Annotated in this window: 19 protein-coding genes and 1 tRNA gene; 11 read left to right on the forward strand and 9 right to left on the reverse strand. The window is 48.0% G+C overall.

Going from position 1 to position 16,720, the window contains the following annotated elements; genetic code table 11:
- Window positions 1–36 precede the first annotated feature (36 nt).
- The 6 genes from ACM9J1_RS08960 to ACM9J1_RS08985 all read left to right on the forward strand — a co-directional run bounded on the left by ACM9J1_RS08960 (window position 37) and on the right by ACM9J1_RS08985 (window position 4,145).
- Window positions 37–327: a YtxH domain-containing protein gene (locus tag ACM9J1_RS08960; protein ID WP_415581695.1), complete on the forward strand. Its 291-nt coding sequence runs from the start codon at window positions 37–39 to the stop codon at window positions 325–327.
- Window positions 328–344: 17 nt separating this feature from the next.
- The gene (locus ACM9J1_RS08965) at window positions 345–698 is read left to right on the forward strand and encodes a phage holin family protein (RefSeq protein WP_415581696.1); all 354 of its coding nucleotides are present in this window, start codon (window positions 345–347) and stop codon (window positions 696–698) included.
- Window position 699: 1 nt separating this feature from the next.
- Window positions 700–1,131, forward strand: a complete 432-nt coding sequence (locus tag ACM9J1_RS08970) for a hypothetical protein (RefSeq protein ID WP_415581697.1) — start codon at window positions 700–702, stop codon at window positions 1,129–1,131.
- 201 nt (window positions 1,132–1,332) lie between these two features.
- Complete coding sequence (locus ACM9J1_RS08975) at window positions 1,333–1,890, forward strand: helix-turn-helix domain-containing protein (protein WP_415581698.1); 558 nt, start codon at window positions 1,333–1,335, stop codon at window positions 1,888–1,890.
- An 11-nt stretch (window positions 1,891–1,901) separates the two neighbouring features.
- Window positions 1,902–2,369 (forward strand): response regulator, encoded by a 468-nt coding sequence (locus tag ACM9J1_RS08980; protein ID WP_415581699.1) that lies wholly within the window; start codon window positions 1,902–1,904, stop codon window positions 2,367–2,369.
- 3 nt (window positions 2,370–2,372) lie between these two features.
- Window positions 2,373–4,145 (forward strand): sensor histidine kinase, encoded by a 1,773-nt coding sequence (locus ACM9J1_RS08985; RefSeq protein ID WP_415581700.1) that lies wholly within the window; start codon window positions 2,373–2,375, stop codon window positions 4,143–4,145.
- Between the two features lie 85 nt (window positions 4,146–4,230).
- Here ACM9J1_RS08985 and ACM9J1_RS08990 read toward each other — a convergent pair.
- Window positions 4,231–4,304: transfer RNA gene (locus tag ACM9J1_RS08990), tRNA-Met, on the reverse strand.
- Window positions 4,305–4,449: 145 nt separating this feature from the next.
- Between ACM9J1_RS08990 and ACM9J1_RS08995 the strand changes: the two genes are divergently transcribed.
- Both ACM9J1_RS08995 and ACM9J1_RS09000 read left to right on the forward strand, forming a co-directional pair.
- Window positions 4,450–4,842: an START-like domain-containing protein gene (locus ACM9J1_RS08995; protein WP_415581701.1), complete on the forward strand. Its 393-nt coding sequence runs from the start codon at window positions 4,450–4,452 to the stop codon at window positions 4,840–4,842.
- A 45-nt stretch (window positions 4,843–4,887) separates the two neighbouring features.
- Window positions 4,888–5,727: an aminotransferase class IV gene (locus tag ACM9J1_RS09000; protein WP_415581702.1), complete on the forward strand. Its 840-nt coding sequence runs from the start codon at window positions 4,888–4,890 to the stop codon at window positions 5,725–5,727.
- A 45-nt stretch (window positions 5,728–5,772) separates the two neighbouring features.
- On the opposite strand, the gene ACM9J1_RS09005 is transcribed toward ACM9J1_RS09000, so the two are convergent.
- The 5 genes from ACM9J1_RS09005 to ACM9J1_RS09025 all read right to left on the reverse strand — a co-directional run bounded on the left by ACM9J1_RS09005 (window position 5,773) and on the right by ACM9J1_RS09025 (window position 10,305).
- On the reverse strand, window positions 5,773–6,333 hold the full coding sequence (locus tag ACM9J1_RS09005; protein WP_415581703.1) for a YqgE/AlgH family protein: 561 nt from the start codon (window positions 6,331–6,333) through the stop codon (window positions 5,773–5,775).
- 119 nt (window positions 6,334–6,452) lie between these two features.
- On the reverse strand, window positions 6,453–6,731 hold the full coding sequence (locus tag ACM9J1_RS09010) for an HU family DNA-binding protein (protein WP_415581704.1): 279 nt from the start codon (window positions 6,729–6,731) through the stop codon (window positions 6,453–6,455).
- Between the two features lie 138 nt (window positions 6,732–6,869).
- Window positions 6,870–7,817: a methionyl-tRNA formyltransferase gene (gene fmt / locus ACM9J1_RS09015; protein ID WP_415581705.1), complete on the reverse strand. Its 948-nt coding sequence runs from the start codon at window positions 7,815–7,817 to the stop codon at window positions 6,870–6,872.
- Window positions 7,818–7,820: 3 nt separating this feature from the next.
- Entirely contained in the window at window positions 7,821–9,707 is a 1,887-nt protein-coding gene (locus tag ACM9J1_RS09020; protein ID WP_415581706.1) for a RecQ family ATP-dependent DNA helicase, read from the reverse strand.
- 55 nt (window positions 9,708–9,762) lie between these two features.
- The gene (locus ACM9J1_RS09025; RefSeq protein WP_415581707.1) at window positions 9,763–10,305 is read right to left on the reverse strand and encodes an AAA family ATPase; all 543 of its coding nucleotides are present in this window, start codon (window positions 10,303–10,305) and stop codon (window positions 9,763–9,765) included.
- 190 nt (window positions 10,306–10,495) lie between these two features.
- Here ACM9J1_RS09025 and ACM9J1_RS09030 point away from each other — a divergent pair, with 190 nt between their 5' ends.
- From ACM9J1_RS09030 to murA, 3 genes are read left to right on the forward strand one after another with little or no spacing between them, the layout of a single operon-like run.
- Window positions 10,496–10,780, forward strand: a complete 285-nt coding sequence (locus ACM9J1_RS09030; protein WP_415581708.1) for a DUF493 family protein — start codon at window positions 10,496–10,498, stop codon at window positions 10,778–10,780.
- A 2-nt stretch (window positions 10,781–10,782) separates the two neighbouring features.
- Complete coding sequence (locus ACM9J1_RS09035; protein ID WP_415581709.1) at window positions 10,783–11,478, forward strand: DUF4290 domain-containing protein; 696 nt, start codon at window positions 10,783–10,785, stop codon at window positions 11,476–11,478.
- A gap of 36 nt (window positions 11,479–11,514) precedes the next feature.
- Entirely contained in the window at window positions 11,515–12,822 is a 1,308-nt protein-coding gene (gene murA, locus ACM9J1_RS09040; RefSeq protein ID WP_415581710.1) for a UDP-N-acetylglucosamine 1-carboxyvinyltransferase, read from the forward strand.
- 75 nt (window positions 12,823–12,897) lie between these two features.
- Here murA and ACM9J1_RS09045 read toward each other — a convergent pair whose 3' ends face one another.
- From ACM9J1_RS09045 to ACM9J1_RS09055, 3 genes are all read right to left on the reverse strand, one after another.
- Window positions 12,898–15,369 carry a DUF5686 and carboxypeptidase regulatory-like domain-containing protein gene (locus ACM9J1_RS09045; protein ID WP_415581711.1) on the reverse strand — a complete coding sequence of 824 codons (2,472 nt, stop codon included), beginning with the start codon at window positions 15,367–15,369 and terminating at the stop codon, window positions 12,898–12,900.
- On the reverse strand, window positions 15,366–15,785 hold the full coding sequence (gene aroQ / locus ACM9J1_RS09050) for a type II 3-dehydroquinate dehydratase (RefSeq protein WP_415581712.1): 420 nt from the start codon (window positions 15,783–15,785) through the stop codon (window positions 15,366–15,368). Before aroQ ends, ACM9J1_RS09045 begins: the two co-directional genes overlap by 4 nt.
- A 108-nt stretch (window positions 15,786–15,893) precedes the next feature.
- The gene (locus ACM9J1_RS09055; RefSeq protein ID WP_415581713.1) at window positions 15,894–16,433 is read right to left on the reverse strand and encodes a porin family protein; all 540 of its coding nucleotides are present in this window, start codon (window positions 16,431–16,433) and stop codon (window positions 15,894–15,896) included.
- Window positions 16,434–16,720: the final 287 nt, after the last annotated feature.

Consider the following 16,720-nt stretch of genomic DNA (forward strand, 5'->3'; position numbering starts at 1 on the left):
AATCAACACTAAATATTAACTTTATAATCAAGAATCATGAGTACAGGTAAAATCATTTTGGGCGCAGTGGCAGGTTTGGCAGTAGGTGCCGCTTTAGGCGTATTGCTCGCGCCGGATAAGGGTTCGGAAACCCGCAAAAAACTCGCAAAGAAAAAAGACGACTTGGCCGACAATCTGAAAGGCAAATTCGACAACCTGAAAGGGAAATACAACTCCGCGCTGGACAACGCTGCAGACAAACTCGATTCTTTGGCCGCAAAGGGCGAAGAGTTGGCGCAGAACGGCAGGCACGCAGTGAGTGAAGCCAAATCCGCTGTAACGCGATAAACCAATAACCAATTACTATGGAAGACAAGGAAGAGGAGAAATCGTTTACCGAAAGGATTTACGAACACGTAGAAGAATATGCACAAACCACTGTAGCGCTTTACAGGTTGAAAGCCATCAAGGTGTTCTCGGATGTGTTTGCGGCGGTCGCTACGGGGTTCATCATTTGGGTTGTCATTTCCTTTTTCCTGGTTTTCCTAAGTATCGGGGTTGCATTTTGGTTGGGCGCACTAATGGGTGCATGGCATTATGGGTTTTTCATCGTCACAGGGGTTTACGCCCTGGTCGGGATTATCATATACGTATTGCGTATCAAATGTTTGAAAGCCAAAATCAACAGTTTCATCATCAGGCAGATTTTTAAGGATTGATATGGGAAAGATAACAGACTTGACAACGCTCGATGCCGAAATTGCCCGGCTGTCGCAAAAGCAAGAAGCGAATAAAAACGCTGTCGCCAATGAAGTCAATGAATTGATTGAAAGCCTGACGCCAGCCAACGTATTGCGCAACGCGTTTAAATCCATCAAGGAAACACCAGGCCTGAAGGCTGATTTGCTGCAAGGCGGCATCGGGTTGGCCACCGGATTCCTTACGAATAAATTGTTGTTGGGGAAAGTCAGCGGGCCGTTGCGGGCAATTCTCGCAACCGCAGTGCCGGCCCTCATGACGAAAGCCGCGATCGCGGTGCCAGATAAAGTAAAAGACGACGGGCTTTCGTTTTTCGCGAAAACCCTGCGCGCTATGAAAATAAAATCAAGCGAAGACCAACACGACGACCCCACATCGGGCGCCGTTTTGTGACGCCAAGCGTAATTATTGTAAGCAATAATTTTTTGTTTTGTTCTAGGGGAAAAAACGATCTTATTCTGTAAGGTCGTTTTTTTTGTGAACGCGTCTTGAATTGTTAAAAAATGACATCTGAAACCGTTAAAATATTTGCAAAATGCCCATTGCGTAAGGTTTTTTTGTGTTATATTTAAAAAGTGAATTAACCAAAAGTGTATGAAGTTTTACATCAAATTCGATGGTATCGCCGCTTGCAAAGTAATCGTCAGGGAACATCTTGACGCACTTGGTATTAAGTACGAAATGTTGAGTCTAGGCGAAATCATCATCAATAACAAAATCTCGGAAGCTGATTTCGACAAACTCCAGAAAGACCTGGCGCGTTACAGCATCGAGATTGTCAGCAACCCGAAAAATCAGCTCATCCAGCGCATCAAGGACACCATCGTAGAATTGGTCCACGAACCTGATATGCCGCTCACGACCATTTCGGTGTATTTGTCCGAGAAACTCAACCTGAGCTACGGCTACATCTCGAACGTATTTTCGGAGTACACGTATAGTTCCATCGAAAATTACTTCATCATCCAAAAAATTGAGCGCGCGAAGAAACTCATCATTGAAGAAGAATTGACGCTCACCGAAATCTCTTACATGCTCAATTACAGTAGTGTAGCCCACTTGTCGGGCCAGTTTAAGAAAACTACCGGATTGACACCGTCCATGTTCAAACGAATCATCGAAAGAAGACGTCTTTCAGCCAAAACCAGTTAAACCAAGACATTATGCCGACTACCCGCGATCAGGATCCATTTCACATTTTACTGGCCGATGACGATGCCGATGACCGTCAGTTTTTTTCAGAGGCCATTCACGAACTTAAGCTTCAGCACACTTTGACCGTTTTCCGCGACGGCCGCGAACTCATGGAACATCTCGAAAGTCCGGACAGAGAAGATGAAGATTTTCCACATATTTTGTTCCTTGACTTGAACATGCCGTACATCACCGGTTTCGACTGTTTGCGCGCCATCCGGAAGAATCCGAAGTTCAACAATTTGTCGGTAGCGATTTATTCTACGTCGTCGTCCGAAAAAGACATCGAGGAAACATTCATCGGCGGGGCGAATATCTACATCCGCAAACCCAATGATTTCGCGACACTCAAGAAAGTCATCAAGGACGTCGTCAATATGAATTTCCAGTTCCATTCGTCGGGAATGAATTTGGAAACGTTCCTTTTCAGCATTTAATCCATGAAAAACACGTACCTATACAAGTCATCTTTAGTCATAAAGATCGCTTTGGGTACGGCCATTCTGCTCATTGCCTATATCACGTTTGTGTTCTTCAACCAAATGCAGAACCTGAGCCGGTCGGTCGATTCGATGTCGGTGTCGAGCCGCCGGTTGCTGGAACTCGAGAAAATCCTTTCGGCGGTGACGGCCAATGAATCGAGCGTGAGAAGTTACCTGATTACCGGCGACAGCGTGTATCTCAGGGAACGATTTCGGTCTGAACGGTTCATAGAACCCCAGTTGCTGAATCTGGAAGAACTGCATCCGACACCCAATTTCAGCACGGATTCGTTGCGGGTGCTGCTCAAGAAACGATACGCACTCTATCTCCAAACCATAGAAATGGCCCGAAAAAAGGGCACAAATCACCGTGAAGTGGCGGCAATCATGGCCCAGAGCGATTCCATTTCAGACCAGGTCCGTTTGTACATCCAGCATTCGCTCGAAGGCGAGGCGTCGAACGTCAAGGTCAATCGGATTAATCACAATTACGAGATCGACACTTCGATTATCACGTCGTTCCTCTTGGTGACGATCGCGCTTTTTATTTTGTTGATATCGATTTCCCGCATCAGCGCCGATTTGCGTTCGATGAAAAAACTCAACGACGAACTCAGGTTTTTGAATTACACGTTTAACACCGCGGAGAAAATCGCGGGCATCAGCCATTGGAAATACAACCTGCAAAACCGCGCCTATTGGTTTTCGGAAAACTTCTACAACCTTATCGGTGTCGTCGCGGAAAAGTTTGCCCCATCGCTGGAAAATATTCTGCCTTTTATACATCCGGACGACCGTGAACGTCTCGTACAAATGTACACGGACGCTGTCGCGAAAAAAACACCTACTTCACTTATATTCAGGTTGTTTCCGGCCAACGGACAGATGAAATACATCCGCACGGTGAGCAGTTTTGCCGAGAATTCCAAGGGCGAATTGGTCATGATCGGCGTCAATTACGACATCACCGAACAATACGCCAACACCGCCAATTTGGAGGAAAGCAACAAGCACTTGCGGGCCATCAATGCCGAACTGGAGTCGTTCAACAACATCGTCTCGCACGATTTGCAGGAACCACTCCGGAAGATCCAAATGTTCATTTCGAGGATTGAAGAACAGGAATTCGAAGCGATTTCGCCGACTGGGCAGGATTATTTCAAAAGGATTGCATTTTCGGCCAACCGGATGCAGAACTTATTGATCGATCTGGTGAATTATTCCCGGGCGATGAAAGGCGACAAGGCCTTTGCAGACATCAATCTCACCGATGCCATGCAGGATGTAGTGCAGGAACTTTCTCTGAATATCGAAGAGCGAAATGCCGTCGTAAAAGTCGGGAATTTGCCTACCATACACGGCATACCGGCGCAAATCCACCAGCTTTTCGTGAACCTGATGACCAACGCGCTCAAATTCACCGAGCCGGGCGTACCGCCGCAAATCAAGGTGTCGCAGGAAAAGATTTCCGATGACGAGCAATGCAACGGCGTGGCGATTTCCGATAAGGAATTCGTGAAAATTGTGTTTGCCGACAAAGGCATCGGGTTTGACCAAGAGTTTGCCGATAAGATTTTCTTACTATTCCGCCGACTGGAAAAGGAAACTTATGACGGCACCGGCATCGGGCTGGCCATCTGCAAGAAAATCACCGAAAACCATAACGGTTTTATCACCGCCGAAGGCCGCCGCGGGAAAGGGGCGAAGTTTTCTATTTATCTGCCTAAGTAAATGTCCTAAGATATTCGCTTAATCTAATTTTATAAAGCATCTAAAAAGAAAAAGTCCGCAGAAAACTACGGACCTCTTTTTCAAGTAGCGAGGACGGGAGTTGAACCCGTGACCTCAGGGTTATGAATCCTGCGCTCTAACCGACTGAGCTACCTCGCCAAGAACTACAGGCGCGCCTGTAATGCGGGTGCAAATATAAGACTAAAATCGGCAGTCGCAAGCGTAAGGCCAGAAAAAAATTTTATTTCCGGAAACACTTTTATATTGGTTTATAATTCTATATATTTCACGAAAATTATGCCTCATGGATGTAAAAGTGCGATATGAACTGGAGTTTCCGTTGAACTCGTCACCGCAGTTGCTTTACCAATATATTTCGACGCCTTCCGGATTGTCTGAATGGTTTGCGGACAACGTCAATTCGCGCGGTGAGTTTTTTACATTCATCTGGGACGACATGCAACAAAAGGCGCGTTTGGTATCGAAGAAGACGGGAGAGAAAGTCAAGTTCCGCTGGGTCGATGACCACGATCAGGACACCGACCTGTATTTTGAGATGCGCATCCTGGAAGACGAAATCACCAAAGACGTTTCCCTGATGGTCATTGACTATGCAGACGAAGACGAACTCGATGAATCAAAACTGCTTTGGGAAAACCAGGTCGCCGATTTGAAACACGTCATCGGCTCGGTATAGCCAAATATAAAACTTATCTTTGCCCCACATTTTGGGGCTTTTTTTATGATTAATCTCAACGGAAACCTTATTGCCACAACCGATGTGCTCGGGGCAGACAACCGCGCTTTCTTGTTTGGCGACGGCGTTTTTGAAACGGTAAAAATCTCCTCGGGTCGCATTTTATTTCTCGAAGACCATTATTTCAGGCTGATGTCGGCCATGCGGATTGTCCGGATGGAAATTCCGATGGATTTTACCTTGGAGTTCTTCGAGTCACAAATCCTGAAAGTTGCCGAGGCACAGCGCGTCCAAGATTCGGGTCGTGCACGCATTACGGTATTCCGCAATCCCGGCGGTTTTTATCTCCCGACCGACCGCCATGTGTCGTGGGTGATTACGGCTTCGCCATTAGAAAATGCTGGATATACATTTGATGACTCTAATTACGAGGTCGATATATTCAAGGATTTTTATGTGACCGCACAACTATTGTCTACGATAAAGACCACCAACCGGATGGTCAACATAACAGGCAGTATTTTCGCCGATGAAAATGGTCTGGACAACTGCCTGCTGCTTAACGAAAACAAGAATGTCGTGGAAGCGTTGCAGGGAAACCTCTTCATGCTCTCTGGCGACCAACTCGTTACGCCTCCGGTTTCTGAAGGTTGCCTCAACGGCATCATGCGCAAGCAAGTCCTGAAATTGGCCAGGGAAATAGACGGTATTGTGGTGTCCGAAAGCATCATTTCGCCATTTGACCTACAGAAAGCAGACGAACTTTTCATCACCAATGTCATCCAAGGCATCCGACCGATTACCCAATACCGGAAAAAGGCGTACGTATCTGACTTGGCGCGCAACCTAACGGATAAACTCAATGCCACAATAGCACAAGAATAGGCTTGCGTTAGTTTAAACAATCGAAAAGTCCTTGTAAATCGGTGCTTAATTCAGCAAAGGATTCTCCGGCGCGTTGGACCAGATGGGATAATCGCCGCCCAATTCCAGGATTTTTTCTTTCCAGAAATCTGTAGTGGATTTGCCGATGATTTTGTTGTGGTAAGGATTTTCGGTGATGATCCAAGAGTTGGCTTGCATTTCACTCTCCAGTTGGTTCGCGCCCCAACCGCTATAACCTAGGAAAAACCGGATGTTTTCTTTCTTGATTTTGCCTTCGTTGATGAGGTTTTTCGTCAGCTCAAAATCGCCGCCCCAGAAAATACCGCTTGAAATCTCGATGCTTTCAGGGATTAAATCCGGGATGTTGTGAATGAAATACAGATTGTCTTGTTCCACCGGGCCGCCGTTATAAATCTTGAAGTTGGCCTCGACGTCCGGAACAAGGTCATTGATGGTGTAGCGCAACGGTTTGTTGATGATGAAGCCTACCGAACCTTCGTCGTTGTGATCTGCAAGTAAAATGACCGACCGGTTAAAAGACAAGTCGCCGATGATGGAAGGTTCGGCGATCAGCAATTGTCCTTTTTTTAATTTCTCCGAGATCATTTAACTGCAATTTGGAATTAAATGTAAATAAAAAAGATTAAAAACCAAATTTTATGATATGAAATGTCCAAAAAAAAAAGCCTTTCAGGACGAAAGGCTTTTCACAAGAGGTAATTATATTATTTTTTGTTCACGGCTGCGTCCAATTCTGCACCGCCTTTGAACTTCACTACTTTCTTAGCAGCAATTTTGATTGCTTTACCAGTTTGTGGGTTTCTTCCGTCCCTTGCAGCCCTAGAAGAAACTGACCAAGAACCGAAACCTACCAGAGATACCCTTCCGCCTTTTTTCAGCGTTCCGCTTACATTATTCAAAAATGACTCAAGAGCTGCTTTTGCTTGCCCTTTGCTTACACCTGCGTCTGCAGCCATTGCATCGATTAATTCTGATTTGTTCATGATTTAAAAAGTTATAAATTGTTGGTTAAACATACGTTAATAGTAACAAATTTAAAAGGAATTCCTTACCACGCAACGGTTCGCGGCTGAATTACGGAAATTTGTTGATAAGTTAACCCTTTTGTTGATAAAGGCGACCTAAAACGCCCGTATTTGCTCGGAAAATGACATTCCATTAAGCAATTCTGCGGCATTCATGCGCTTTTTTCCAGGGAATTGCAGCGATGTGATCTCCAGGAAACCGCCCGCAACCGCTACCTTGATGTTTTTCCTTGTTACCATGACTTTTCCAGCCGGATGGTGGTGGCCTTCCATCGTCATTCTTGCCTCGTAGATCTTGACGTTCCATTCTTGGTCACCGTCCGCGAAGAAAGTCCAGGCCGCCGGATAGGGCGACAGGCCGCGGATGAGATTAAAAATGTTCTGGGATGTTTGGTTCCAGTCGATATGGCAATTATCGCGGTTGAGCTTGTAGGCGGTTTTCAAATCCGGGTGATTGGGTTGTATCGTCGGGCTTGCTTGGCCGCTTTCAATTCTTTTCAATGTTTCAATCACGACATCTTTCCCGATATCCATCAAGCGGTCGTGCAGTTGCCCGGCATTTTCACTGGGTCCGATGGCTGTCTCGCGGCTCAAGATCATCGCCCCTGTATCAATCTGGTCGTCGATGAAGAATGTCGTTACGCCGGTTTTGGTTTCGCCATTGATGATAGCCCAGTTGATGGGCGCCGCGCCGCGGTAATCGGGCAGGAGCGAGGCGTGTAGGTTGAACGTGCCCAGTTTCGGCATACGCCACACGACTTCAGGCAACATACGGAACGCTACAACTACTTGCAGGTTCGCGTCCAAGGCTTGGAGTTCGGCCAGGAAACCTTCGTTCTTGAGGTTGGTGGGTTGCAGCAAATGAAGCCCGTGTTCGAGCGCGTACTCCTTCACAGCCGAATATTTTATCTTTTGTCCGCGGCCGGCCGGTTTGTCGGGTGCGGTAATCACGCCAACCACTTCATAGTGTGCTTTCACGATGGCATCCAAGATTCCCGATGCAAATTCGGGTGTGCCCATGAACACGATTCTGAGTTTCTCCATGTATTATTTCAAAGTGTAATGGTTGTTGGGTTTCACCGATATCAAGTCGTTGTCCAACAAATCCTGTAGCGCAAAGATAATATCCGTTTCCGGGCTTTCCGTTATTTTTTGGATGCTTCTCGAATCCAGATCGCCGGTTTTGAGCAAGGCCAGTATTTTTTCAGGCAGGCGGGCTTCGGACTTTGGTTTGTCTTTCGACGTGCAAAACGAACAAATACCGCACGGCTGGCTGTCTTTCTCGCCAAAATACGACAACAGCATCTGGCTTTTGCATTTTGTCTTATCGATGACATACGCAATCACCGATTGTAATTGGTCGTGTTTAAGCGCGTTCTGAGATTCCAAGAATTTTGAAATGCGGTTGATGGTGTGTTCGTCTTCGCGGACTTCATTAAAGGTAATTGTAGCGTCGTTTTGCCGCGCCTGATAAGCAATGATTTGCTGCTTTTCCAATTTGGCCAACAGTTGCATGATGGTTTCACCCGATGTGTGCGCTTTTTTGGACAACAGCGGAATATTCAGTGCCGTCCGGTGTTCGTAAACGCCTGGATACGTCCGTAAAATCGCGAGCATGATTTCTTCGTCGGCCGGGTTCAAACTCATGTAACGCAACACTTCGCGGGATTCAATCAGGAACTGAAGCGACACTTTTTCCGAAAATTCCTGCGAAAACGTCAACACGCCTTGCCGGTCCAGGAACTGCAGCGCGTTGAAGGTGCGCACCGCAGGGAAATCGTACTGCAGGCAAAACTGGTTGAGGTTGAATGAAAATTCTTCATCCAAGCCTTCGCCATACGCTACTTGAAAATAGTTGCACAGTTTTACATAGACCGCAGACAAAAATGCCTTATCGGGCAGCATTGACAGAAATTGGCTTTGCGCGGCCATCGCGTCCGACGGCCCCGACAGCAAAACCGCATACGCTTTCTCGGCGTTTCGTCCGGCGCGTCCGGCTTCCTGGTAGTAGCTTTCCAGATTTTCCGGATACTGCGTATGGATGACTGTTTTCACGTTGGCTTTGTCGATGCCCATGCCGAAGGCGTTCGTGGCCACCATGACCTGCGCCTTTTCGTCCATCCATCGCTGCATGTTTTTGGCCTTGTCGCCCGATGTCAATCCGCCGTGGTAAAATGTCGCGGTAAAACCCAGCGCTTCGAGTTGCGTAGCCCAATCGATGCACGCCTTGCGGTTGCGTACATATATTATGGAAGGCTGCGGATGTTTCTTCAGGATTTGCTCGATCCTGAACAGTTTGTCTTCCGCTTCCAGCACCATATAAGCCAAGTTGTCGCGCGCGAATGACTTGACGAATATTGCGGGCGCATGGAGTTTCAATTGTTGTACGATGTCTTCCCGGACGCGTAACGTCGCCGACGCCGTGAGCGCAAGAAACGGTACTTTCGGGAAAAATCCCTTCAATGCCGAAAGCTTCAGGTAAGCCGGCCGGAAATCATGGCCCCATTGTGACACGCAATGCGCTTCGTCTATGGCAATGAGGTTTATGGGCAGCGCCTTGATGCGGTCCACAATCCAATCGGCCTGCAGGCGTTCGGGCGACAGATAGAGAAATTTGTAGTTCCCAAATTGGCAGTTGTCGAGCAAGTCGCTCGTTTCGTTCTCAGACAAACCGCCGGTAAGTGCGATGGCTTTGATGCCGCGTTGCTGCAGGTTCGATACCTGGTCTTTCATCAAGGCGACGAGTGGCGAAACCACCAGACAGATGCCGTCGTCCATCAATGCCGGCACTTGGAAACAGATGGATTTTCCACCGCCGGTCGGCATGAGCGCGAACGTGTCTTTCCCTGACCGTACAGACTCGATCACGGCCAGCTGCGGCTCGCGGAATTGGTCAAAACCCCAATATTTCTTTAAGATGTCTACGGGTTGCATGGCTAGTCCAAAGGTCGGCAATATGACCCTATAAAATTACGGCTTTCCCGTAAAATTACTTTTGGTCGAGTGAAGAAAGGATAAAATCGATGCGCTCGTCCACGCTGCCTTTCGGGACTTCGATCAAATCATAACCGTAGCCGCGGTAGGTTTCCGTGAGATGGCCATAGATGAGCTTGGCCTGCTCGAAATTCTCGTACCGCTCCGCATCGGATATGTAAATTTCCTGCCACGGCGGTAAAATGAAAATCCGGGTGTAGGTGTGTTCGCGGCACGCTTGGTCAAAAAATGGCGGATACGCATCGCCGATGTAATGCATGTAGGCCAAGACATCGGGAATACCGCGGTCGAGGAAAACCAAGTCGTGTGGTTCTTCAAGTGCGCTCCGGAATTGTCTCTTGCGGCCTTCCAGCAACAATTCGCTGAACAACAACGGGTTTTCGAGGAACAATTGTTCGATGCCTTGTTTTTTTGCCTCGGCCGTCACCTCGCGCGAAATCTCCGGGTAACAGCAATACCCGCGATTGACCAGTTCGTCAATGATTGTGGTTTTGCCCGTTCCCGGCCCGCCGATAATGACAACGATTTCTTTTGGCACGTTTGCGAAAATAAGCCGCAAAGCTAATAAAATTGTCGGTACCAACAGGCATGGTTGTCAAGCGATATTTACGGGAGTGATGTGCATCAAATCGAAACCCGCTGACGAATGTTGATTATTTGGTGAAAACTATCGGAACAGCGCCTCAACTGTCAGTTCAATCGCGTATATTTGCGTTTATTTTTTGCTGATGGATAAAGATAGAGAAGCGTTTTTCCTGCGCCTCAAGGAAGAGCTCGCGGGTAGCGCAGACTGGCCCGCGTTATACCTTTACAAATTTATTGTTCCTACGGACCGTGACAAAATAGAAGCTGTCGAAAATGCGTTTGACGGATTGGGTGCCGTGATTACCACCAACCAGTCCAAGAACGGAAAGTACACTTCGGTATCGGTGAACGTGGAAATGCGCGACCCCGATCACGTCATCGAAAAATACCTTGCCGTCTACGAAATAGAAGGCATCATATCCTTGTAATTATGGCTACAAAATACCAAAGGGAAAACGCCGCAGATGTTGTACATTATTTAGAGTACAACGCAGAGCGCCCGCCGCTGATCATTCCTGAATATGGCCGTCACCTGCAAAAGCTGATTGACCAGGCCGTGGCGGTGCAAGACCGTGACGAACGCAATAAATTGGCGCGTTACATCATTCAGGTCATGGGCAGCTTGAACCCGCATTTACGCGATGTGCCCGATTTCCAGCACAAACTCTGGGACCAATTGTTCATCATGTCCAATTTCAGGCTCGATGTAGATTCGCCGTACCCGATTCCGTCGCGTGAGGTGTTGCAGCTGAGGCCAGACCCGCTGCCGTATCCGCAACGTTCGCCGAAATATCGTTTCTACGGCAACAACATCACGTACATGATTGACGTGGCCAACAGTTGGGAAGACGGCGAACTCAAAAGCGCGCTCATCAAGGTCATCGCCAACCACATGAAGAAATCTTACCTGAGTTGGAACAAAGATACGGTGACAGACCACGTCATTTTCGAGCACTTACTGGAACTCTCGGGCGGCAAGATCAACCTGTCGCAAAGCGAGGAAGAACTGTTGAACACCAACGATTTGATGCGTACCAACAAGAAGACCTCCAACAAGATGCAGCAGCAAGGCCCGCAGAAGATGATGCAGCAAAAGCAGAAAAAGCAAAAGAACAGAAAGCAGTAACCACTGCATAGAATATTAAGTCGTAAACGAACCTTTATGAGTGTTTTTAAAATCGAGGGCGGCCACCGTCTGAAAGGTGAAATCACGCCGCAGGGCGCGAAGAATGAAGCATTACAGATTTTGTGCGCGGTGTTGCTGACACCAGAGAAAGTCACCATCAACAACATCCCGGATATCATTGACGTGAACAAACTCATCACGTTGCTGGGCAATCTGGGCGTGAAAATCCAGAAGAATGGCAAAGGTTCCATCACGTTCCAGGCTGACGAAGTCAATGTGGGTTACCTCGAAACGGAAGCGTTCAAAAAAGAAGGCGGTTCGCTCCGTGGCTCAATCATGATTGTCGGGCCGTTGCTTGCACGTTTCGGTCGCGGTTACATCCCGAAACCGGGCGGCGACAAAATCGGGCGCAGAAGGTTGGACACGCACTTTGAAGGATTCATCAACCTTGGCGCGAAATTCCGCTACAACCGCGAAGACCATTTCTACGGTGTGGAAACCAGTGAAGGCTTGACGGGAACCGACATGTTGCTCGACGAAGCCTCGGTGACCGGCACGGCCAACATCGTCATGGCGGCTGTTTTGGCCAAAGGCACGACGACTATTTACAACGCGGCCTGCGAGCCGTATCTGCAGCAATTGTGCAAGATGCTCAATTCGATGGGCGCGAAAATCACGGGCATCGGGTCAAACCTGCTGACGATTGAAGGTGTGGAAAGCCTCCGAGGTTGTGAGCACCGCATCTTGCCGGACATGATTGAAATTGGGTCGTGGATCGGCTTGGCGGCGATGACACGCAGCGAAATCACGATCAAGAATGTGAGCTGGGACAACCTCGGCGTCATCCCGAACACGTTCCGTAAACTGGGCATTACGCTCGAGCGCCGCGGTGACGACATCTTCATCCCGACGCATGAGAATTACCAAGTGAAAACAGACATCGACGGTTCCATCCTGACCGTAGCCGATGCGCCGTGGCCTGGCTTTACGCCGGATTTGCTGAGCATCATTCTCGTCGTGGCGACACAGGCCAAAGGCGATGTCCTGATCCACCAAAAAATGTTTGAAAGCCGTTTGTTCTTCGTGGACAAACTTATCGATATGGGTGCAAAAATCATCTTGTGCGACCCGCACCGCGCCGTCGTGATTGGGCATAATTTCCAGTCGCAACTCAAGGCCACAACCATGTCTTCACCGGATATCCGCGCGGGTATTTCACTCTTGATCGCGGCGTTGTCGGCCAAAGGCACGAGCACCATCCAGAACATCGAGCAGATTGACCGCGGTTACGAGAACATCGACGAAAGATTGCGCGCCATCGGAGCGAAGATTGTCCGCGCTTAAAAAAGTTCAAGGCGTAAGGTTCAAAGTTTAAAGTTACGGTAAAACAACTTTGAACTTTGAACCTTGCACTTTAAACTAATCCAAAATATTCAAAAATTTCAACCCGAACACCACGCCATCTTCCAGAAATCCGCCTTGGTAGGCGCGTACGTAGTCAAACCTGAAAATCCGGAACTTTCCGAAGCCAAGATTGTCAAGCCCGATGCTGAATTCGTTGTAAGGCTTGCGGTCCGGAACGGCGAGGTTCGCCGCACCAATGACCAGCGTCGCCTTGAGCTTGTTGAGCAACGGGATTTTGTTGATGAGGTAGCCGTTGTCATCGTATTCAAAGTGCGATTCAAAATATTGGTCGTTCGTGCTGGCCGTGTAATAAGGCAATAAATTAAAAGTATTGAGGTAGCGCTCGGATTGCCCGATGTGCGTGCGGTTGCCGTTGAAATGCTTATAGTCGACGAACGAAATGCTGTCGGCATCAAAGAATTTTCCGGCTTTGAGGTTCATCCCCAAAACGCCTTTGTTGCCCAAATCAAGGTCATACACCAGCCGCGTCATGGCGTGCATAAACTCATATTTTTTCTCGCTTGCGGCGAAACCTTTTTCGGCGCCCACAAAAACGACTGGGTAACGGTCATTTGGGATGTTGTATTTCCCGTCTGGCCGCGACCAGTATTGTTGCCCGAAGTTAAAGCGTGCCACCAAGAGTGCTTTCGCCAGATGGTGCGTTTCAAAAGCCGGCGTGAGGAAATCGTCCGGCGCGAGCGGGTTGTTGGATGTGTAGCCTTTGCTGTTGCGTAAAATGGACTCGTCGGTATTGTTGAACAGCGGTTTTCGGCGGTTGTATTCCACGTTTGCCTGTAATGTAAAGCCGTTGGCGATTTCGTCGGAGAACTGCAGCCCGATGAAGTTGCGGTCGTACAGTTTCATGAAATTGTTCCTGAAAAGCGTCGTGGCCAGTGAATTCACCACGCGGTTGATGGGTTTGGCGGCGTTGAATTGCTCGATGCTGCTGCCGCCGGACAAAGTCATCTGCAAATTATCGGTATTGTTGAATTTCCTTGTGACGTAGCCGGTAGCGCGGAACCGGTCTTCCGAAAACCCGTAGCTGAAATTGCTGCCAATGGTCGTAAACGTGCGTTTGTCCGGGTTGCGTTTGGTGTAGGAAACCCCAGTTGCCGTATTATAACCTTGCACCGTATTGAACCCGATACCGGTGAGCAGGCCGTCGTACGTGATGGACCAGTTCTTAAAGGAATTCCGGAACGTGTAGCCCGTAACCGGCGCAGACCATTTAAATTTGTTGCGTTTCGCATCGATAGAATCGAGGTACGGCTGCGATTTTTTCTTGGTTTGTAGTTTGTCTTTCTTGACGTAATCCGCGGATTCTTCTTCGGTAAGCGGCACCGGGCGCATCTGGTTCCAGTACGCGTCATCTTTTTTGTTCGCGCCTTTCTCAAACGACAACACTTCCGGCCCGAAGGTTTTTCGTTCAAAACGGTCTTCAAATTCGAAATTGCTATAGACGTACGTAAACTTTCCGTTGACATTGATGCCGAGCATGCCTGCCTCGAAATCGATGGTTTGCGTGTTGCGCACCCAGATTTGGTTGGCTGGGTTGTAATTGAAATTCTGCTTGATCCAGAGTGTGTTGATGGCCGGCTCCTGCATTTGGCTGCCTTTGATGCTGACATCTACGGCGTATATCGCCCACGAATCGTCCAATATATATAGGTAACCTTCAAAACAAGGTTCTAGCGCGCGCTTAGGCGTGAACTTGATTTTGTTGACTTGCTGCCGGTTTTCGGTGAAAAATGTGCCTTCCAAGGTATACTTGTAATAATTGAAGGCGTTCGACGCGATGGGCGAGATGATGTTCACATCGAACGGAATGTAATTTTCGTAGAAGTCGAAATCGACAGACGCGGCGTTGTTGAAACTGAAGCCGTTGTCGTTCCCGCTTACCTTGGAGGCGATGATGGTTTCCTTGATTTTGTCGGGTTTCTGGTAGACAATCTTCGACACGGTTTCCGACAGGTATAAAATGCCGGTTCGCGTCGAATCCAGAATGTCGTCGAACATATCGATCTTCTGCCCGAGGACTGTTTTCGGCGCATTTTTGATCCTGAAAATGCCACGGGAATAAAAATCTGCCCGATATTTTGCGGTTTTGGCGGCGTTTTCCTTTCGGGCGGCAATGGCTTTTTTGATGATGGCGTTGGCCGGGTTGTCTTTCGGATTCAGGACGAGTTCGGCCAGTTCGATGCTTTCTTCGGCCAGTTTCACATCCAGCGTATGCGGCAATTGCGTCACGTTGGCGGTGATTTTCTTGGTCTTGAAGCCGAGATACTGAAACACCAGCACATATTTTCCGGACGATTTGACCGCGATTTCATACTGGCCACTCTCATTGGTCGTCGTTCCGTTGTAGGTGTTTTCGACCACAATCGATACGAACGGCAACGGATTGCCCTTTTCGTCGGACACCGTGCCGCGGATTTGCCCCGTCAGGATTGTCGAAACGAACAACAAGAGTAAGGTGATTTTTTTCATGGATTGGTGAAAGAAAGCAAGGCCAGTTCGTAGCTTTTGAGCCCGAACCCGAGAATGACCCCGCGTGCATGCGCCGAGATGTACGAATGATGCCGAAATTCTTCGCGCGAAAACGTGTTGGAAATATGTACTTCAACGACTGGCGTGGCAATGGCTTTGACGGCGTCGCCAATGCCCACGGAAGTATGCGTGTAAGCGGCGGCATTGAGAATAATCCCGTCGTAACTGAATCCGGTTTCCTGCAATTTGTTGATGATTTCGCCCTCAATATTGCTTTGGAAATACTCCAATGTTACGTTGCTATGATTGGCTTTTAACTGCGCAAAGTACGAATCGAAGTCCTGGTTGCCGTACACATCGGGTTCGCGCTTGCCCAACAAGTTCAGGTTTGGGCCGTTGATGATGATGATTTTCATAGGGATTTTACTTTTGCCGCAGCGTAAAAATAGGATATTATCTGTTTGCGTCTGCGCATAAAAAAACCACTCCTTAATATAAGGAATGGTTTTTCAGGTATTGATGGCTTAAAGGAAATTATAACCTACCGAGAATTGCACGACCGAGTTCTTGACTTCGGCGTCTTTCGAGGCTTCCGTCAAACCCGCTACGTAACGCGCTTGGGCAAAAAGGCTTTTCGTGATGTTTACCGTTACGCCGCCGGCCACGGCAAAATCGTAATCTTCATTCTCAATGTCGTCGGCAATCTCATCGCCATCGAGTAGGAACGAAAACTGCGGGCCAAGGTCAATGCTGAATTTTTCTTCGACGATGTAAATCCGGGCCAGTACCGGTACCGAAATATAGTCGAGGTTGAAATCGCCGACACCTTCAACATCTGCGCCCTGAGACGTGTAGAGCAGTTCCGGTGCCACGGAGAATTTTTTGGAGATACCAATTTCGGCCGCGCCGCCCGCATGGAAACTCGTGCGTGTCTTTGTTTGGATGTCGCTACCTGTAAAGTTCGCGAAGTTCGGGCCGGCCTTGATGCCGAGTTTGAACACTTGTGCTTGGCTTGGAAGCGCGAACGCCACAACGGCCAATAAGGAGAAGATTGCTTTTTTCATCGGATTAATTCGTTTTAATGATTTTGGTAAAATTAACGATAACCCATGGTCATTTGTTATATAATAATGGACAAGAATTACAAGATATCTAAGGCACGTATCCGGAACCGTTAATAACTTTGTTGATAAAGTGCCGTGTCTCGGGCAACCCAAAACGCTAGTAAAATCTAATTTTGACCATTATTAACTAAGTTGTGTTAGGTATGTGTGTTCATTAAGTAATGCTGAAAATTTCTTTAGTAAGTAGTTTCGTATTATTTTTTTTATACATTTGCCGCATAATTTTA

The organism is Flavobacterium longum (genome assembly GCF_965137575.1).
Taxonomy (GTDB): Bacteria; Bacteroidota; Bacteroidia; order Flavobacteriales; family Flavobacteriaceae; genus Flavobacterium; species Flavobacterium longum.

What these genes read in the sequence shown, in the direction of transcription:
- ACM9J1_RS09000 (WP_415581702.1), top strand. Translation starts at nt 4,888, where the DNA reads ATGATTAATCTCAACGGAAACCTTATTGCCACAACCGATGTGCTCGGG.
- aroQ (WP_415581712.1), bottom strand. Translation starts at nt 15,785, where the DNA reads ATGAAAATCATCATCATCAACGGCCCAAACCTGAACTTGTTGGGCAAG.
- ACM9J1_RS09045 (WP_415581711.1), bottom strand. Translation starts at nt 15,369, where the DNA reads ATGAAAAAAATCACCTTACTCTTGTTGTTCGTTTCGACAATCCTGACG.
- ACM9J1_RS08975 (WP_415581698.1), top strand. Translation starts at nt 1,333, where the DNA reads ATGAAGTTTTACATCAAATTCGATGGTATCGCCGCTTGCAAAGTAATC.
- ACM9J1_RS09010 (WP_415581704.1), bottom strand. Translation starts at nt 6,731, where the DNA reads ATGAACAAATCAGAATTAATCGATGCAATGGCTGCAGACGCAGGTGTA.
- ACM9J1_RS08985 (WP_415581700.1), top strand. Translation starts at nt 2,373, where the DNA reads ATGAAAAACACGTACCTATACAAGTCATCTTTAGTCATAAAGATCGCT.
- ACM9J1_RS09055 (WP_415581713.1), bottom strand. Translation starts at nt 16,433, where the DNA reads ATGAAAAAAGCAATCTTCTCCTTATTGGCCGTTGTGGCGTTCGCGCTT.
- ACM9J1_RS08995 (WP_415581701.1), top strand. Translation starts at nt 4,450, where the DNA reads ATGGATGTAAAAGTGCGATATGAACTGGAGTTTCCGTTGAACTCGTCA.
- murA (WP_415581710.1), top strand. Translation starts at nt 11,515, where the DNA reads ATGAGTGTTTTTAAAATCGAGGGCGGCCACCGTCTGAAAGGTGAAATC.
- ACM9J1_RS08970 (WP_415581697.1), top strand. Translation starts at nt 700, where the DNA reads ATGGGAAAGATAACAGACTTGACAACGCTCGATGCCGAAATTGCCCGG.
- ACM9J1_RS08965 (WP_415581696.1), top strand. Translation starts at nt 345, where the DNA reads ATGGAAGACAAGGAAGAGGAGAAATCGTTTACCGAAAGGATTTACGAA.
- ACM9J1_RS09005 (WP_415581703.1), bottom strand. Translation starts at nt 6,333, where the DNA reads ATGATCTCGGAGAAATTAAAAAAAGGACAATTGCTGATCGCCGAACCT.
- ACM9J1_RS08980 (WP_415581699.1), top strand. Translation starts at nt 1,902, where the DNA reads ATGCCGACTACCCGCGATCAGGATCCATTTCACATTTTACTGGCCGAT.
- ACM9J1_RS09030 (WP_415581708.1), top strand. Translation starts at nt 10,496, where the DNA reads ATGGATAAAGATAGAGAAGCGTTTTTCCTGCGCCTCAAGGAAGAGCTC.
- ACM9J1_RS08960 (WP_415581695.1), top strand. Translation starts at nt 37, where the DNA reads ATGAGTACAGGTAAAATCATTTTGGGCGCAGTGGCAGGTTTGGCAGTA.
- ACM9J1_RS09020 (WP_415581706.1), bottom strand. Translation starts at nt 9,707, where the DNA reads ATGCAACCCGTAGACATCTTAAAGAAATATTGGGGTTTTGACCAATTC.
- ACM9J1_RS09035 (WP_415581709.1), top strand. Translation starts at nt 10,783, where the DNA reads ATGGCTACAAAATACCAAAGGGAAAACGCCGCAGATGTTGTACATTAT.
- fmt (WP_415581705.1), bottom strand. Translation starts at nt 7,817, where the DNA reads ATGGAGAAACTCAGAATCGTGTTCATGGGCACACCCGAATTTGCATCG.